The organism is Endozoicomonas sp. SESOKO2 (assembly GCF_024606245.1).
Classification (GTDB): Bacteria; Pseudomonadota; Gammaproteobacteria; order Pseudomonadales; family Endozoicomonadaceae; genus Endozoicomonas_A.
Map to the genome: position 1 here is coordinate 1 of NZ_JAHHPQ010000770.1, position 15,509 is coordinate 15,509.

At 49.2% G+C, this 15,509-nt stretch carries 15 protein-coding genes; 9 read left to right on the forward strand and 6 right to left on the reverse strand.

What is annotated here, in order from left to right:
• Positions 1-210, forward strand: a 210-nt coding sequence (locus KDK17_RS18305; RefSeq protein WP_257255419.1) for a C2H2-type zinc finger protein, incomplete at its 5' end; no start/stop codon positions are given.
• 225 nt (positions 211-435) lie between these two features.
• On the forward strand, positions 436-1,764 hold the full coding sequence (locus KDK17_RS18310) for a hypothetical protein (protein WP_257281986.1): 1,329 nt from the start codon (positions 436-438) through the stop codon (positions 1,762-1,764).
• Between the two features lie 51 nt (positions 1,765-1,815).
• On the opposite strand, the gene KDK17_RS18315 is transcribed toward KDK17_RS18310, so the two are convergent.
• Both KDK17_RS18315 and KDK17_RS18320 read right to left on the reverse strand, forming a co-directional pair.
• On the reverse strand, positions 1,816-2,214 hold the full coding sequence (locus KDK17_RS18315) for a hypothetical protein (protein ID WP_257288743.1): 399 nt from the start codon (positions 2,212-2,214) through the stop codon (positions 1,816-1,818).
• Between the two features lie 200 nt (positions 2,215-2,414).
• A complete protein-coding gene (locus tag KDK17_RS18320; RefSeq protein ID WP_257255422.1) occupies positions 2,415-2,768 on the reverse strand; it encodes a phage holin family protein in 354 nt (117 codons plus the stop codon).
• A 317-nt stretch (positions 2,769-3,085) separates the two neighbouring features.
• Between KDK17_RS18320 and KDK17_RS18325 the strand changes: the two genes are divergently transcribed.
• The 3 genes from KDK17_RS18325 to KDK17_RS18335 are packed head-to-tail and all read left to right on the forward strand — an operon-like array spanning position 3,086 to position 5,612.
• Positions 3,086-3,895, forward strand: coding sequence for a transporter substrate-binding domain-containing protein (locus KDK17_RS18325; RefSeq protein ID WP_257255423.1), 810 nt, complete (start codon positions 3,086-3,088; stop codon positions 3,893-3,895).
• Positions 3,896-4,885, forward strand: coding sequence for an amino acid ABC transporter permease (locus tag KDK17_RS18330; protein WP_257288744.1), 990 nt, complete (start codon positions 3,896-3,898; stop codon positions 4,883-4,885).
• Between the two features lie 4 nt (positions 4,886-4,889).
• Complete coding sequence (locus KDK17_RS18335; protein WP_368736459.1) at positions 4,890-5,612, forward strand: amino acid ABC transporter ATP-binding protein; 723 nt, start codon at positions 4,890-4,892, stop codon at positions 5,610-5,612.
• Between the two features lie 65 nt (positions 5,613-5,677).
• Here the strand turns inward: KDK17_RS18335 and KDK17_RS18340 are convergent, their stop codons facing one another.
• Positions 5,678-7,429, reverse strand: a complete 1,752-nt coding sequence (locus KDK17_RS18340) for a YncE family protein (protein WP_257288745.1) — start codon at positions 7,427-7,429, stop codon at positions 5,678-5,680.
• 173 nt (positions 7,430-7,602) lie between these two features.
• A complete protein-coding gene (locus KDK17_RS18345) occupies positions 7,603-8,736 on the reverse strand; it encodes a M14-type cytosolic carboxypeptidase (protein ID WP_257288746.1) in 1,134 nt (377 codons plus the stop codon).
• 202 nt (positions 8,737-8,938) lie between these two features.
• On the opposite strand from KDK17_RS18345, the gene KDK17_RS18350 reads away from it, so the two are divergent.
• Positions 8,939-9,190 (forward strand): YkgJ family cysteine cluster protein, encoded by a 252-nt coding sequence (locus KDK17_RS18350; RefSeq protein ID WP_257275149.1) that lies wholly within the window; start codon positions 8,939-8,941, stop codon positions 9,188-9,190.
• Between the two features lie 12 nt (positions 9,191-9,202).
• On the opposite strand, the gene KDK17_RS18355 is transcribed toward KDK17_RS18350, so the two are convergent.
• Both KDK17_RS18355 and KDK17_RS18360 read right to left on the reverse strand, forming a co-directional pair.
• Positions 9,203-9,679, reverse strand: a complete 477-nt coding sequence (locus KDK17_RS18355; RefSeq protein WP_257275148.1) for a MaoC family dehydratase — start codon at positions 9,677-9,679, stop codon at positions 9,203-9,205.
• A 94-nt stretch (positions 9,680-9,773) separates the two neighbouring features.
• A complete protein-coding gene (locus KDK17_RS18360) occupies positions 9,774-10,745 on the reverse strand; it encodes an alpha/beta hydrolase (RefSeq protein ID WP_257288747.1) in 972 nt (323 codons plus the stop codon).
• A 135-nt stretch (positions 10,746-10,880) separates the two neighbouring features.
• Here KDK17_RS18360 and KDK17_RS18365 point away from each other — a divergent pair, with 135 nt between their 5' ends.
• The 3 genes from KDK17_RS18365 (at position 10,881) to KDK17_RS18375 (ending at position 15,430) form a co-directional block, all read left to right on the forward strand.
• On the forward strand, positions 10,881-11,072 hold the full coding sequence (locus KDK17_RS18365) for a hypothetical protein (RefSeq protein ID WP_257288748.1): 192 nt from the start codon (positions 10,881-10,883) through the stop codon (positions 11,070-11,072).
• Positions 11,073-11,178: 106 nt separating this feature from the next.
• On the forward strand, positions 11,179-15,096 hold the full coding sequence (gene hrpA / locus KDK17_RS18370; protein WP_257288749.1) for an ATP-dependent RNA helicase HrpA: 3,918 nt from the start codon (positions 11,179-11,181) through the stop codon (positions 15,094-15,096).
• A gap of 49 nt (positions 15,097-15,145) precedes the next feature.
• Positions 15,146-15,430, forward strand: coding sequence for a hypothetical protein (locus tag KDK17_RS18375; protein WP_257281977.1), 285 nt, complete (start codon positions 15,146-15,148; stop codon positions 15,428-15,430).
• Positions 15,431-15,509 lie beyond the last annotated feature (79 nt).

Sequence of the window (15,509 nt, forward strand, 5' to 3'; positions counted from 1 at the left end):
AGAAAAGATCACACCCCGGAGCAAACCTGCTCTGAGTGCCAGAAGACCCTGCCAAACGCTCAAGCCCTGTCGGTTCACAGAAGTCAATATCACACCCCGGAGCAAACCTGCCCTGAGTGCCAGAAGATCCTGCCCAACTTGAAAGCCCTGGCGGATCACAGAAGGCAACAACGAAAACGAAAGCTTTGTAATGTACAGTCAAGTGATTGATTTCTGCTTGTCACAGGCTCAGAAGGGCAAGGCAGTGCACACGTCTGTGCGTGATCTGAAGTACAAGATTCCTACAGATCCAGCACGGTGAGACTCATTTCATATCGGAGAGTACTGGTCATATTGAAAAGTACCTCATTGGCAGAGTGAAACTCAGCAACTATATTCACAGTCTCATTAAAATAATTAATCTGTCTTATGGTGTACAGAGCCTTAAGGATATTGATGTTCCTGCCACTGGCCACACTGGTTTGGTGGGGCCCTGCTCAGGCTGCAATGGACGAAAAGCCGGGTGTGTCTTTTTGTCATGAAACTCTGTTGCTGATTTTTCTGAATCCCTTGCTCAATGCCTATCTGCCTGCTGATTCCAGCCTGAAGCTAAAAGCGGTCCAGACCAGGGACTCAAGCTTTGTTGACAGGGCTTCTGAACCGGTTGAGGCTAATAGTCTGATCTCTCTTTACAGCATCCTGCCAGGAATTTTGCAGTGGGGTGTCGCTGTAAGCCGAATCGGTGAAATGAGCAGATCTACCGATAGCGGACTGGGTCATGAAGAAGACGATGACGGTATGGAAGAGGACGCTTCTCAGTCAGTTATGCCTGTTTCGACTGGGGGGGATGATCACAATGAGAATAATGGCGATGAGCGCAAGGATAAGTCTGAAGATAAAAAGAATCCTTGTCTGTGTTGGCATTGTCAGAAAAACGGGGTCTCCTGGCAATACTCCTGTTGTCGCAGAGGTCTCTGTGAAGACTGTTATCAGCGCTTTGGAGCCTCACCTGCCAAGTGTCCATGCTGTGGCAAGAAAAGAAGGCCCGGAATTCACTGTAATCTGTGTCCTGTTGATTATGAGGCGATGGAACTCGATCAGCAGGGTGTCAGGGAACATCTTACTGCGCAGCATCTGCAACAGCGATGCGTAGGCGTTGTCAATGAATTTTGCCATCATTGTAATCATACGGAAGTATTACAACTTCCTCTGCAACAACTCCTGAATACTCTGTCATCACACTGTTATGCTTTCTGTTTCGAATCCTGTTTTACTATTTTGACAGCAGAGACAGACAACACCGCTCATTTTGAGGCCTCACATCGGGAGCGGGCCGGATGTCCGTTATTTGAATGCCCATTTAATGAGTCTGACGACATCCGGCCTACTGCTTCGCATATGAATGAACATTTGCAATACAGATGTGGTTTTTGTTTTGAGACCATCAGTAACCAGCAAGCCCTGCAAACCCATCTGGCTACTCATATTGATTCATATCGATGCGGCTCCTGTCTGGGTGATGAGGGGGAGGGGTCCCTGCTTCGGTTGATTCTGATGGGAGGCCGTCTTCAACAGTTCGGGAATGCGAATTTTACGGTTGATCTGCCACTGGGGTCGCAACAAGAACTGATTAATCACTGGGCGTTTTTCCACTGTCAGATCAGCTGCCCGCTATGCTCTCACACTCTGCAAGGTTGTGATAATGTGAGCATGCAGGAGCATATCGATAGTGTCTGCTCAAGAGTCGATTGCCTCTCCGGCCCGGAACAGAAGCGGGAGCTCTAATCTTGACGACGAGTTTCAGGATGATCCAGACGGTTAATCAGACACTGTTGCCTACCTCACCATTCCAATAAACTGCAATACAGCTCCATTAGGATGGTGTATATATTGAAGCCCGGTAAATCCCTGTGTCTGAAAAGTATTCTTCATGCGGTTCACTATCGGGTAACGCACCTTGGTCAGCAACTTGCCGGAAAGTTTGTCGTAGAAAAGAATATCCAGTCTCTGCATACTCTGTTGAACGGATACTCTGAAAGCTGGAAATTCATTGAACTCCATAGGTTGATTTCGAGAAGAGGGGTTCAGCATCAGTGGCAGCGTGACCGCATATCCCCTGGTACCCGGATCTTCCTGAAAATAAAAGTTCAAAGCCGCTTCCTGTGCGTTGGTCTGGGTCAGTGGCAAAATGAGCAGGACGAAGAAGCTGGCCAGTCCCAGAGTGATCCTTTTCATCAGGGTTCCTTTCATCAGAGTCTCTGCAAATATGTCTCGACAGCAAGGTAGAAAACATAAGGTGCGCCGTTCTACATATATGGTCAGATGGGCATAAGTGCCTGTTCTGAATCTTTGAATCCACCATGTCGAATAATGATGTATTAGTCTGCAGGAAATAATCTTAATCAGAAACAGGCCCGGGACCTGCTCCTTCTGTTTTACAGCGCCATTACGCCCGGTATGAGAAAGAGCAATGCTGCATTGACGATAGAAAGAACAATGCTCATGATCAGCGCCCAGCCAAAGTTTTTAATGTTGAAACTGTCCATAAAGTAATCAACGATCATCAGCATCAGGGCATTCAGTACCAAAGAAAATAAACCCAGAGTCAGGATGGTGATGGGCAGCGTCAGGAAAAACAGAATCGGTTTGACAAAGGTATTGACCACTGTCAGCAGGATCGATACCAGCAGCGCACTGCCATAATTTTCAATGTCTACACCTTTGAGGATTCTGGCGGTGATGAAAACAGCCAGACCGTTGATGAGGAAGTACAGAATCAGACTCAGCATGGCAGACACTCTCCAGATGGCTTCAACGTTTTGTGCACTTTATACCATCCTGAAGTCAAAGGTAGAAAAACAAGTGGTCGTTGCTCCACACCTTAGCGAACTTCTCAGTTCAGTATTAAATAGCACTAAAGTACTGTTCAAATCGACTTGTATATGTAAAATACCCGAGTCTTGTAGGCAAATGAAATGACCTTCTGTTGAAGGCCGAATAAAACGATAAAAAGCGAGATACTGTTCTGCTTTGGCAGCCTATTTCACATTATAAAAACTGGTAGTGACTGAGTTCCGGGCAAACCGGAACCCTGGAGTGAAAAATAATGAAAAAAATAATGGTATTTCTGACGTTTATGCTGGCTTTTAGCACCAGCCTGTTTGCTGCTGATACAGAGCTTTGGCAAGAGTCTACCCTGAACGAAATCATTGAGCGCAAAACCCTGCGTGTTGGTATGGAAGCAGGCTACATGCCTTTTGAAATGACCAACAAACGTGGTGATATTGTTGGTTTTGATGTGGACATTGCCCGTCAGATGGCCAAAGCCATGGGCGTCGAGCTGGAACTGGTCAACACTGCATGGGATGGAATCATTCCTGCCCTGCTGACCGGCAAGTTTGACATCATTATGTCCGGCATGACCCTGACGCCACAACGTAACCTGCAGATCAACTTTGCCCAGCCTTACATTGTCGTAGGTCAAAGCATCCTGCTGCGTAAGGGCCTGGAAGGTGAAATCAAGAGCTACAAGGATCTGAATAACAAGAAGTACACCGTGGCTACCAAGCTGGGTACTACCGGTGAACAGGCAACCAAGCGTTACTTGAGTAAAGCCAGTATCCGTCTGTTTGAAACGGAAGCCGATGGTGCTCTGGAAGTCGCCAATGGCAAAGCAGATGCTTTCGTATACGACTTTCCATTCAATGCGATTTACTCCAGCCAGAATGAAGGCAAGCTGACTCATCTGGACACTGCCTTCACTCATGAGCCTCTGGCCTGGGGTATTCGTAAAGGAGATCCTGACTTCGAAAACTGGTTGAATAACTTTATGAGTCAAATCAAGGCCGATGGCACCTACGATAAGATTTATGCCAAGTGGTTCGAAAGCTCCGAATGGCAGAAGACTCTGAACTAAGTGCTGAGCAGTAAACCCGTAGCCGGCCGTCCGTTGCAAATGGAAAAACAGCCGAACCAGGTTCTGTGGAACCTGGTCTTCGGTGTGTTATTGCTGCTGATGGGCGTGGGTATCTACAAGTCAAGTCAGTCGATTGATTATATCTGGCGCTGGGAGCGCATTCCTCAATACGTCTTCTACAAGGCAGAAAATCCACTCAGAGCAGAATTCGACGGTACGGTTGCAACTAACGACAGTGGGCAACTGGTCCTGGTGAATGACTTTAATGACTCAGAGCAGACTGTTATTAAAGGATTTTCCGACGTTCAGGTTTATGACGGTGATCTGGTCTTTGAAGGCGATCTGCTGGCCGTCAGTTATGAATGGAAAGCCGGGCCCATAGCCAATGGTCTGGTGATGACCATCAAGCTGTCGCTGGTCTCCATTGTCTTTGCCATTCTCCTGGGGGTGATTTCAGGACTGGCGAGAATTTCTCCCAATCCGGCGTTGAGAAATCTCTCGATACTCTACGTCGAGGTCATTCGTGGCACCCCGCTGCTGGTGCAAATTTTCATTGTTTATTTCTTTATTGGCACGGTTCTTCATCTGGATCGTTTCACAGCGGGCGTTGCGGCGCTGTCGATTTTCACTGGTGCCTACATTGCAGAGATTATTCGAGCCGGTATTGAGTCGATCAATAAAGGTCAGATGGAAGCCGGACGCAGTCTTGGAATGAGCCGGGGTGATACCTTGCGATATATCATCCTGCCCCAGGCTTTCAAACGGGTTCTGCCACCGTTGGCCGGTCAGTTTATCAACTTGATCAAGGACTCTTCACTGGTTTCGGTTATTTCTCTGACTGATCTGACCAAAGCCGGTCGGGAAACGGTCAGCAGTACCTTCAGTCCCTTTGAAGTCTGGTTCACGGTTGCGGCACTTTACCTGGTGCTGACCGGTATCCTGTCGTATGTCGTCAGAAGGATGGAGGTGAAGTATGCCGCAAGAAGCTGACGCTATTATCACCGTGACAGATATTCACAAGGTCTACCCAAATGGTGTTCACGCCCTGAAGAATGTCAGTCAGACCATCAGGGAAGGGGAAGTGGTGGTCGTGGTTGGGCCCAGTGGTTCAGGCAAATCAACTTTTCTGCGTACCCTGAATCAGCTGGAAACTATCAATGCCGGTGAAATCGTTGTGGACGGAATCTCCCTGACCACTCCCGGAGATGTCAATAAACTGAGGGAAGAAGTGGGGATGGTCTTCCAGTCCTTCAACCTGTTTCCTCACCTGAGTGTACTGGACAATATCTGTCTGGCGCCCATGAAAGTTCGTGGTATCTCCAGAAACGATGCAGAAGACCGGGCAGTAGAGCTGCTGGCCAAAGTCGGCCTGTCTGACAAAGCCGGGAGTTTTCCACCTCAGTTATCGGGCGGTCAGCAGCAACGTGTAGCCATAGCTCGGGCATTAGCTATGCAGCCGAAGATCATGTTGTTTGATGAGCCGACTTCTGCACTGGACCCGGAAATGGTCGGTGAGGTTCTGGAAGTTATGAAACAACTGGCTCGTTCAGGTATGACCATGGTTGTGGTGACTCATGAAATGGGCTTTGCCCGCGAAGTAGCCGACCGGGTTCTGTTCATGGAGTCTGGTGAACTGTTAGAAGACAGTGTTCCTGATAGCTTCTTTGATAATCCAGACAGTGAACGCCTGCAGTCCTTTCTGAGTCAGGTGATTTAAGTCATAACCAGGTTTTGGAAGACATGGCTTTTTGGGTCAAAACCATGTCTTTCCTTGAAGCATGACTACCTGTGCGGGTAATGAAGAGCCAGTACTGATAAAGCACCCAGTGGCAGCCAGACGGAAGCAACGATCCGACTTGATTCAGAGGACATGCATCTGCAGGTGCTCTTGCCATCAACCCAGCTTACCAGCGCATCTCTCCATGTGCCCCCCTGTTCATGGCAAACGGGAAGCTTGCTGTTTTGATGTGAATTACCCCCCGGGCACACATAGTAGTAGTATCTGGCGCAACCTTGCCAATTTTCATGGTTGCCAGAGCTATCCAGATGCGCCTGCCAAACAGTCTTGCCATTTTCATCGGTGTCAGGGGCGCATTCCTGACCCCAGGGTGATTCAGATTCACAGTCATCGCGGCTCTGGCACAGGGGTTCAACAACATTCAGTGTGTGCCACACAGCATCAACAAACCAGATGCGTTGGGTCTTCTGATCGACTTCGAGACCTGCAATCTGGCTTGCGGGTGTTTGAATACTGCCAATGTAGGTATGGTTTCCTGAAGTGTCCAGGCGAATAGCATGGATCTTTCCAGTATCAGAATCGCTGACAAACAGCTTACTATCAGAAATGACCAAACCGCTGGGACTTTTTAGTTCAAGTCCGGCGACACTGAGCTCAGTAAAGCGGGCGCCTGATATTTTGGAGTAAGCGGCGTATTTTTCACGCCATTCATCTCTGTGCTTTACATCACCTGCTACCGTCCCGCTATCAGTATCAAGAACGTTGATCACGCCTCCTGCAGGATTGGCTACGAACAGGTATCTGTCGAATCTGGCCATGTGTCCGGGAACAAGATTACGTCCCGTCTTTTTATACATGGTTGTATTTTCATACCGATAGAGATAGGCATAGCTATGCTCATGCCCACCATATCCATGGGTGCGGGTAATATTGGTGTACACAATACTTCCATATTTAGAGTCAGGGCCGGCGTCCCATGACCAAAAACCGGCTTCCCGGCCTTCCCAGGTGATGCCCATTGAGAAGGGCTCTTGATGAACCATGTCGATGTGGGAACCATAAGGCTTTTCTTTAAGATTATCTGGAAAAAAATTATTGTTTTGAATAGCGAATGTTTTAAGGTTGTTTGCCCAAAGAGAAGGTCCCATAAAGTCCGAGCAGGTTCGCTGGGTGAAATACTCTCCCATAAAGGCAGATGCCGTATAATCATTACAGCTCCCACCTGTGGTAGCAAATGTTCCGGTCTTGCTTAAATTATGAACTTTCTGCCCTTTAAATTCGGGGACATCACCCAAGGTGGGTGAGCCACCAAAGGCGATATCTGTGGGTCGGTGCATGAAATGACAGGAAGCCAGGTCGCGACGATGTTCAGGCTCGTATGAAGCCTTGACACCCGGACAGTAAAAGATGCTTATGCTGTCATCGGCACTGTTCAAGACAAAGAGCTGACCTCTTGCATTGGGGTTTTCTGCCACAGCGACAGGCTTGTTCAGGCTCCCGATTCTGGAACTTCCCCATTGGCGAATAGAAGGACTGAACCGGCCATTTTTCAGTTTAGGTCCGAACTCCGGTATACAATCGTTTGCAACATCTGAAGCGTTACAACGTTTATCGACAGGACAGCGACCATATCCGGCAGATGCCCCGTCGGGTTTAACAATGAGAGAACAATCAGCAAACTCAGATCTGGCCGGTGTCGCATTGATCAATAGTGACAGGGTCGCGAAGGTTAGAAAAAACAACAACCGTTGTGAAACTAAACCTGATTTTACGAGTTGAGGATCTATATAATTCATGAAGCACACTCCTGTTAAGAGGTTTGATCGCTAAGTTGCTAAATCACAGTAGCTTGCTTCGGAATAGTTGCCAGTCACTCTTCAGAATCTTCTTTAATCGGGCTATCTTGCAGGAAATGTTTTTTGTAAGACACGGCCTTCCGAGTGAAGACCATATCCTTTATTGATGCGTCCTAGCGCAAGTGGTCAATGACTGCGAACATAGCATTAAGATTGGCGGCTCCCAGTGCCTGACTTCTTTCAGGGCTCCAGCCCTGGTACTCATCCGGTGAGTCCACTGTGTCCTTGAAAGGCATTTCCAGAGTCATTGATAAACAATCGAAGCGTTCAGCCAGGGCTGCGGTGCAAACCGTCATGTTGGCCTTGCCGGGTTCATCTTTTGGATAACCGAATTCTGTCTGGAAATCCGGGCTGGCCTGAACCAGGGCCTGCAGATAGTTTTCGGTTAAAGCATTGAGTCGATCGGTCCAGGAAGGAATGCCTTCAGCCGCTGCAATAAAATTGTAGGGCAGGGCTTCGTCACCGTGGACATCCAGAGCCAGGTCGACACCAGTCTCATCCATTTTGTTCCTTACCAGCAGCACTTCAGGGCTTCTTTCCGGGGTGGGGGCAGCCCACTCCCGGTTCAAATTGGCACCACAGGCATTACTGCGCAGGTAACCACGACGGCTGCCGTCTGGGTTCATGTTGGGTACGACGTAGAAAACGGCTTTTTTCAACAGTTCACGAGCAACCGGGCAGGCAGGGTCCAGCAGTCGCTGAAGGAAGCCTTCCATCCACCATTCCGCCATGGTTTCACCGGGGTGTTGTCGGGCAATGACCCAGCATGAGCGCTTGCCTTTGCCAGCACCAATTTTTAACAGGTCCATAGGTTGCCCGTCCAGGGTGTCTCCCAGGGTTTCCGTCTGGACAATAGCCGATTGCTGAGCCCAGGCAATCAAGTCATGGTGGCGTTCCATGGAGTAGGGGGCAAAATAAGCGTAATAGACCGTATTACATTCGGGAGTGTGCTGAATGGTCAGTTTTTCACCGTCGTAAGCGGTATCGACACGGAACCAGTGCTCTCGGTCATAGGAGGCAACCGCCCGGTAATCGATCCAGCCTTTTGCGTAGGATGATTCCGGGGCATTGTTCAGATGCATAGTCAGGGATTGACCTTCAGCGCCTCCAACCCGGTAGTAAAACCACTGATAAAACCCGGAATTAACGTCTTTGTTGATTTCCAGCTGAATATGCTCCGGATTGTCCTTGTTGATAACCTTGATGTTACCGCCATCAAACTGGCTGGAGATATGGAGTGATGTCATGAACTCTTTTTACTTCTTTCAATGATTCGCCGCTACGCTAACCTATCAGGTCTGAAAAATATACCTTTCGGGATGTGTGTTTGTACCTTGCGAGATATCCTTGTTTCTATCGGGCCATCGAAGCATTAGAATGCCGCCGCCTGTCAGTTTCATTCATTAACAGGGGGTTTTTGATTGTTTTTCGGATTACGAGGGTAGGTAAGTGGAATGTCGTCTCGGATGCGGTGCCTGTTGTATAGCACCTTCAATTTCTTCTGCTATACCGGGTATGCCTGAAGGCAAGCCCGCCGGGGTTCGTTGTGTTCAGCTTGATGACAATAATCTTTGCAAAATCTTTGGTCAGTCTGACCGTCCTGAAGTTTGTTCTGGTTTCAAGGCAGACAGAGCTGTGTGCGGTCAGAAAAACTCTGTTGCCCTTAGTAATTTGGTAGCGCTGGAAACGCTGACCCGCTGAAGGTGGTCAGGCTCAGTTAATCAGCTCTACATCGGGTAACGGGTATTCATCCACCACCACTTTTTCAATGGCGGGCATGACTTCTGCTTTGCCCTTAACCACAGTTTTACCGTTCTGGTTGACCACCTTCGTGGAGAGGGTTGCCCGCTTGCGACGTTCATTAAGGTCTACCACTTCCAGTTCAACGGTTACTGTGTCACCAATTTTGACAGGACGCATGAACCTGACTTCCTGTGACAGGTAAATTCCGCCGGGTCCGGGCAGTCTGGTGGCGAGGGCGCAGGAGATCAGGGAGGAGGTCCACATTCCGTGAGCAATCCGTCCCTCAAACTGGGTGGTGGCGGCAAAATCCTTGTCCAGATGTACCGGGTTGGTATCACCGGACACTTTGGCGAACAGCAGAAGATCCTGTTCGGTCAGTGTTCGGGTCAGAGTTTCTTTATCCCCGATTTTTAGCTCATCAAACGGGGTGTTTTCCAGTTTACGCATTATCATTGGCCCTTAGAGGCAAAATAACAAAAAAGGGCGGCAGTAAATACTGCCGACTGACAAATCCATTAATGCCCTGAGAGACTTTTTGTGATCAGGGCTCTGTAACCATTGGAATGGTGTCATTCACTGAAGAGCATTCATTGCTCCTGATTGTTTGATCAATCCATTGTAACAGGCGTTGTGTCACTTGCTGAGAATTCGTTTCATGCAACATTTCGTGACGGCCTTCAGGATAAAGGCTCAGTGTGACATTTTTTAAACCGGCTTTCCGTAATGCTTTGGTAAGTTTCTGTTGTCCTTCCGGAGCGCTGACCGGATCTTTTTCACCGCCCATGACCAGAACAGGCAGCTCCGATTCAATCTGTTTAAGGTGGTGGCAGGCTCTGATGTGGAGCAACCCCCTGAAGAGATCGTGCCACAGTTGATTGCTGCAGTGGAAACCACAGAGTTCATCGGCGATGTAGTCATCCACCGCATCCGGGTCTCTGCTGAGCCAGTCGAACTCGGTTCGATTTGGCTTGAATTGGCGGTTGTAGCTGGAGAAGGTCAATTGCCTGATCAGTGGGCTTATGCCTTTCTTGCCTTGTCGGCGGCATTCAACTTTGGCTATTAGCAGGCCAGCTTCCAGTAACAGTCTGGGAGCATAATTTGAGCCGGAGAGAATAGCGCCTGCCAGCCCGGGAGTATGTTGGATCAGATAGCTCTGAAGAATGTAGCTCCCCATACTGTGACCCATAAGGATCAGCGGGACGCCGGGCAATTTTTTCTGGATAAACTCAACAACGGTTGCCAGATCATCCACCACTTTATGCCAGCCACGCTGCCTGGCGAAATAGCCTTCACCATTTTGCTCAATACAGGCACCGTGCCCTCTGTGATCATGAGCGAAGACAATGTAGCCTGCCTGATTCAGTTCTGTGGCAAAAGAACGGTAACGCTGTCCATATTCCGCCATGCCATGGCTGATGTGAACAATGCCTTTGCGGTTGACGCATTCCGGGAGGCGATTCCAACAATAGAGAGGAATGTTATGGTCGTCGCTTTTCAGTGTGTAAATTTTCATGCCGTGGAGCTGCTCTGGTTATTGTTGAAATTCTGCTCTTTAGCCTTGGGTATTGGGTAAGTCCCTTTATCTGGTAGGCGGAGTAGGGCGGTTCAAGACTTGTCTCGTATAGTCACTAAACATCTTATGGCAAAAATGAAACAATTAGTAAATGATTTAAGGTTTTTTTCAACCGGCTCTCTATCGGGGAAACTGAAAAGCAAGCATCTGACCGGCTTCAAAGTGTCTGAACAGATTGAATTTCGGGAGGCATTGCCGACCACTGATCCCGGTAAGATTTTTTGTCGTGAATTACGTGATGCAGAGTTGAGAAAACGAGAGCTTTAAATACCTGGCCCGCCGGTCAGCCTCCTAGAAAAGAAAAACGGATATCAAGGCTCAGAGCGAGTATAATCGCGCGTTTTGATTGAAATGCATTTTCCGGGAGATATGAGTGTCCGGCCACTCACAGAAGAAAGCACTGTATGACGCTCTGGACCAATGCATGGTCAGGGATCGTTTTCCCATTCGCAGGCAGATTCAGAGACTGAAAACCAGCGATCAGGCGGCGATGGATAAGCTGCAGGAAAGAATCGCTTTTTCCACTTCCAGAGTTGAGGAAAGGCAACAGGCTGTTCCTGAGATTGAATACGATGAGGCGCTGCCAGTGGTAGCCCGTCGTGATGAGATCCGTGAAGCGATTGAAAAACATCAGGTCGTTGTTATTGCGGGTGAAACAGGTTCCGGCAAAACCACCCAGATTCCGAAAATCTGTCTGGAAGCCGGTCGGGGCATTGTTGGTCAGATAGGCCACACTCAGCCGAGAAGACTGGCAGCGCGTTCAGTCGCCAGCCGGATAGCGCAGGAGCTGAAAGTGCCTGTGGGTGAACAGGTAGGCTACCAGGTTCGATTCACTGATCATGGCAATCAGAATACCCTGATTAAACTGATGACCGATGGTATTTTGCTGGCAGAGATTCAGAATGATCGTTTTCTCAACCGCTACGATACCCTCATTATTGATGAAGCCCATGAGCGCAGCCTGAATATTGATTTCCTGCTGGGTTATCTGAAAATTCTGTTACCCAAAAGACCCGATTTGAAGTTGATTATCACTTCGGCCACCATCGATGTTGAGCGGTTCTCAAAGCATTTTGATCATGCGCCTGTCATTGAGGTGTCTGGCCGAACCTATCCCGTCGATGTCAATTATCGCCCCCTGGAAGATCTGGAACTGGAAGGTCGGGATGCGGACCTGAGGGCTCAGCAGGGCATATTGTCCTGTCTGCGAGATATAGAAGCGCTCGAACGTTCCGGCAATGGCGGACGTCTGGGGGATGTGCTGGTATTTCTCAGCGGTGAGCGGGAAATCCGGGAAACCAACAAGTTCCTCAAGGACGCCCGGCTGGCTCATACCGAGATTCTCCCTCTTTATGCCCGCCTTTCTGCGGCAGAACAAAACCGCATTTTTCAGCCTCATGGTGGTGGTCGAAGAGTTATCCTGTCCACCAACGTAGCGGAAACCTCCCTGACCGTACCGGGGATTCGATACGTTATTGACCCGGGTACGGCAAGAATTAGCCGTTACAGTGTCCGTTCGAAAGTTCAACGGCTACCCATTGAGCCGATATCCCGGGCCTCGGCCAATCAGCGAAAAGGTCGATGTGGTCGTGTAGCAGAAGGTATTTGCTACCGACTTTATTCTGAAGAAGACTTTCTGGGACGTCCTGAATTTACCGATGCCGAAATTCTCAGAACCAATCTGGCGGCGGTTATTTTGCAGATGCTCCGGTTGGGGTTGGGTGATATTGCTGCCTTTCCTTTTGTCGATGCGCCGGATACCAAGGCGATCAACGATGGTTTTAAGCTGTTGCAGGAGCTGGGTGCCGTCACCGAAAAACGTCGTATGACTCGCATCGGTCAGCAGATTTCCAGATTGCCGGTTGATCCCCGAATGGCCCGAATGCTGGTGGAAGCCGATAAAAACCGTGCTCTTGGCGAATTGCTGGTCATCACCAGTGCTCTGGCGATTCAAGACCCAAGAGAGCGACCGGCAGAGAAAAAGCAGGCTGCTGATCAGCGACACCGTGAACATTATCACGACGACTCGGATTTTATGAGTCTGGTTCAGCTCTGGAATACCTATGAAGAGCAGCGTCAGCAGCTGTCCCAGAACCAGTTGCGTAAATATTGCAAACAGCAGTTCCTGTCGTTTATGAGAATGCGTGAGTGGCGGGATCTGCACCGGCAATTAGCGCTGGCCTGTAAAGAGGTCGGTCTGAAAGTGAATGATGACGAAGCGAGTTATGCGGATATTCATAAATCCCTGCTGGCGGGTTTGCTTTCTCATCTGGGCAGCAAAGACGATGACGGGGATTATCTGGGTGCGCGTAACCGTCGCTTTTATATCTTCCCGTCATCAACACTGAATAAGCGCAAGCCCAAGTGGCTGATGACGGCTGAGCTGGTGGAAACCTCCAGACTGTTTGCCCGCACCAATGCCAAAATTGAGCCTCAGTGGATTGAGCCGCTGGCGGGTCATCTGGTCAAAAAAAATTATTTTGAACCCCACTGGGAGAAGAAAAGAGCTCAGGTGCTGGCGTTTGAGCAGGTGACTCTTTACGGCCTGATTATTGTGGGTCGTCGTCGGGTCGGTTATGGCGCTATTGACCCCGTGGTAGCCCGTGAGATTTTTATCCGGGAAGCTCTGGTAGAGGGGCATTATCAGTCAAAGGGCAAGTTCCAGTCCCACAACCTGTCGTTGATTCAGGAAGTGGATGAACTGGAAGCCAAGTCTCGACGCAGAGATATTCTGGTAGACCCGGAAACCCTTTATCAGTTCTACGATGAAAAGCTGCCCGCCAATATCCACAACGGAGCGGGTTTTGAAAAGTGGCGTAAGGAAGCTGAGAAACAGGATGCTCAGCGGTTGTACCTCACCAAAGAGTATCTGATGAGGCACGACGCAGGTGAGGTAACTGAGAACAAATACCCGGATTGTTTCCGCTGGGACGGACTGGAGCTACCACTGTCGTATCATTTTGAACCAGGTGCCCCGGACGATGGGGTGACGCTGACATTACCGGTACAGGCTCTGAGATTGTTGCCTAAACACCGGTTGGAATGGCTGGTGCCCGGTATGCTTTACGACAAGTGTGTCGCCCTGGTCAGAGCCTTGCCCAAGGCGGTGCGCAAAAACTTTGTCCCGGTACCGGATTATATTCGGGGCGCTATGGAGTCTATGTCTGTCTGCGATGAACCCCTGACCGATATACTGGGACATCACCTGCATCGTATGTCCGGTGTGCGTATTCTCGATGAGCACTGGGACAGCCATGATCTGCCCGATCATTTGCAGATGAACTTCCGGCTGATGGATGAGAACGGCAAGCTGCTGGGACAGGGCCGTGATCTGACCAGACTCAAAGAACAGTTTGGTCGGGAGTCTGAAGACAGTATGCGCAGACTCACGGACAGTTCATTGGAGCAGGAAGGCCTGAAAGACTGGACTTGTGGTGAGCTGCCGGAAGAAATAACCCGTAAAGTGGGTGGTCTGGTACTTAAAACCTATCCGGCTCTGGTGGATCAGAACAGTTCAGTGGCCGTGAAACTGTTTGAGGACAAGGCCATGGCTGAAGCCACTCACCGCATGGGTGTGACTCGCCTGTTGCAGTTCAAACTGTCCAGCCAGTTGAAGTTTGCCTTGACGAAAATGACGCATCTGAAACAGGTGAAGCTGCTGACCACAGGCATCATGCAAGCCAGGGTACTGGAGGCGGATCTTCAGGCGTTCCTCATTTCAGAGGTGTTTGTTGGTGATCCTGCCCTGTCATCTGCCAATAAGGGGCCAAGAGATGAAGCAGCTTTCAACGCTCTGATTGAAGAGCGAAAAGACCAGCTGGTGCCTTTTGCGCAAGAGGTGGATAACTTGCTGTTTGAGATTTTTCAGAAAGCTCACAACATCAGTAAACAACTGAAGGGCAACCTATCCTTTGACCGGGCTTTTTCACTGTCCGATATCAAACAGCATCTGGGTCAGCTGATCTATCCCGGTTTTCTCTGTGATGCCGGCATTGAGTGGCTCAGGCACTATCCAAGATTCCTCGAAGGCATTGAGGTAAGACAGGAGAAACTGCCTGCCCAGGTCAACAAAGACAGGGCCTGGTCAGAGGAGCTGGCTACCCTTTTTAAGGCTTGGGAAAAACGTAAAGCCATTCATGAGAAGCATAAAATGGTGGATGAAAACCTGATGCTTTACCGCTGGATGCTGGAAGAGTACCGCGTCTCACTATTTGCCCAGAAACTGGGAACCCGTTTCCCGGTATCCGACAAACGTCTGAGGAAGCTCTGGCAAGAGGTTCAGGAAATCTGATAAAAGTCGTTAACTCATAGTGACACGGATTGGCAGGGAGGCTATGTCCATGAAAAACCTTTTGAAGGGGGCTGTTTTCATTTTGGCTATTCTGGGGCTCGGGTTTACTGTTGCCAACGAAATGGATCTTTTTGAAGAACAGAATAATACTGATTCTGCGCAGTTCGACTTCGGCGAAGAAGATCTGCATCAGAATGAAACGACTTCATACCCGGAGCAGGACTTTGAATCAGAAGGCGAGGTCGAATATGAGGTCGAAGACAGAGAGTACGATGATGACGAATACAATGATGATTCTGACGAGGATGAAAGCGTTATAGAAGAGGGCTATTAGTTCTAGCAGCCTGTCGGACTTAAAGCTGTCCTACTGCGGTTGCAATAAATTGGTCTAAAAATTCCTGCTTCTTCGTCAA

Bases quoted from the DNA above. Each gene is read 5' to 3' on its own strand.
- KDK17_RS18310 (WP_257281986.1), top strand. From the start codon at position 436: ATGTTCCTGCCACTGGCCACACTGGTTTGGTGGGGCCCTGCTCAGGCT.
- KDK17_RS18315 (WP_257288743.1), bottom strand. From the start codon at position 2,214: ATGAAAAGGATCACTCTGGGACTGGCCAGCTTCTTCGTCCTGCTCATT.
- KDK17_RS18320 (WP_257255422.1), bottom strand. From the start codon at position 2,768: ATGCTGAGTCTGATTCTGTACTTCCTCATCAACGGTCTGGCTGTTTTC.
- KDK17_RS18325 (WP_257255423.1), top strand. From the start codon at position 3,086: ATGAAAAAAATAATGGTATTTCTGACGTTTATGCTGGCTTTTAGCACC.
- KDK17_RS18340 (WP_257288745.1), bottom strand. From the start codon at position 7,429: ATGAATTATATAGATCCTCAACTCGTAAAATCAGGTTTAGTTTCACAA.
- KDK17_RS18345 (WP_257288746.1), bottom strand. From the start codon at position 8,736: ATGACATCACTCCATATCTCCAGCCAGTTTGATGGCGGTAACATCAAG.
- KDK17_RS18355 (WP_257275148.1), bottom strand. From the start codon at position 9,679: ATGCGTAAACTGGAAAACACCCCGTTTGATGAGCTAAAAATCGGGGAT.
- KDK17_RS18360 (WP_257288747.1), bottom strand. From the start codon at position 10,745: ATGAAAATTTACACACTGAAAAGCGACGACCATAACATTCCTCTCTAT.
- KDK17_RS18365 (WP_257288748.1), top strand. From the start codon at position 10,881: ATGAAACAATTAGTAAATGATTTAAGGTTTTTTTCAACCGGCTCTCTA.
- KDK17_RS18375 (WP_257281977.1), top strand. From the start codon at position 15,146: ATGAAAAACCTTTTGAAGGGGGCTGTTTTCATTTTGGCTATTCTGGGG.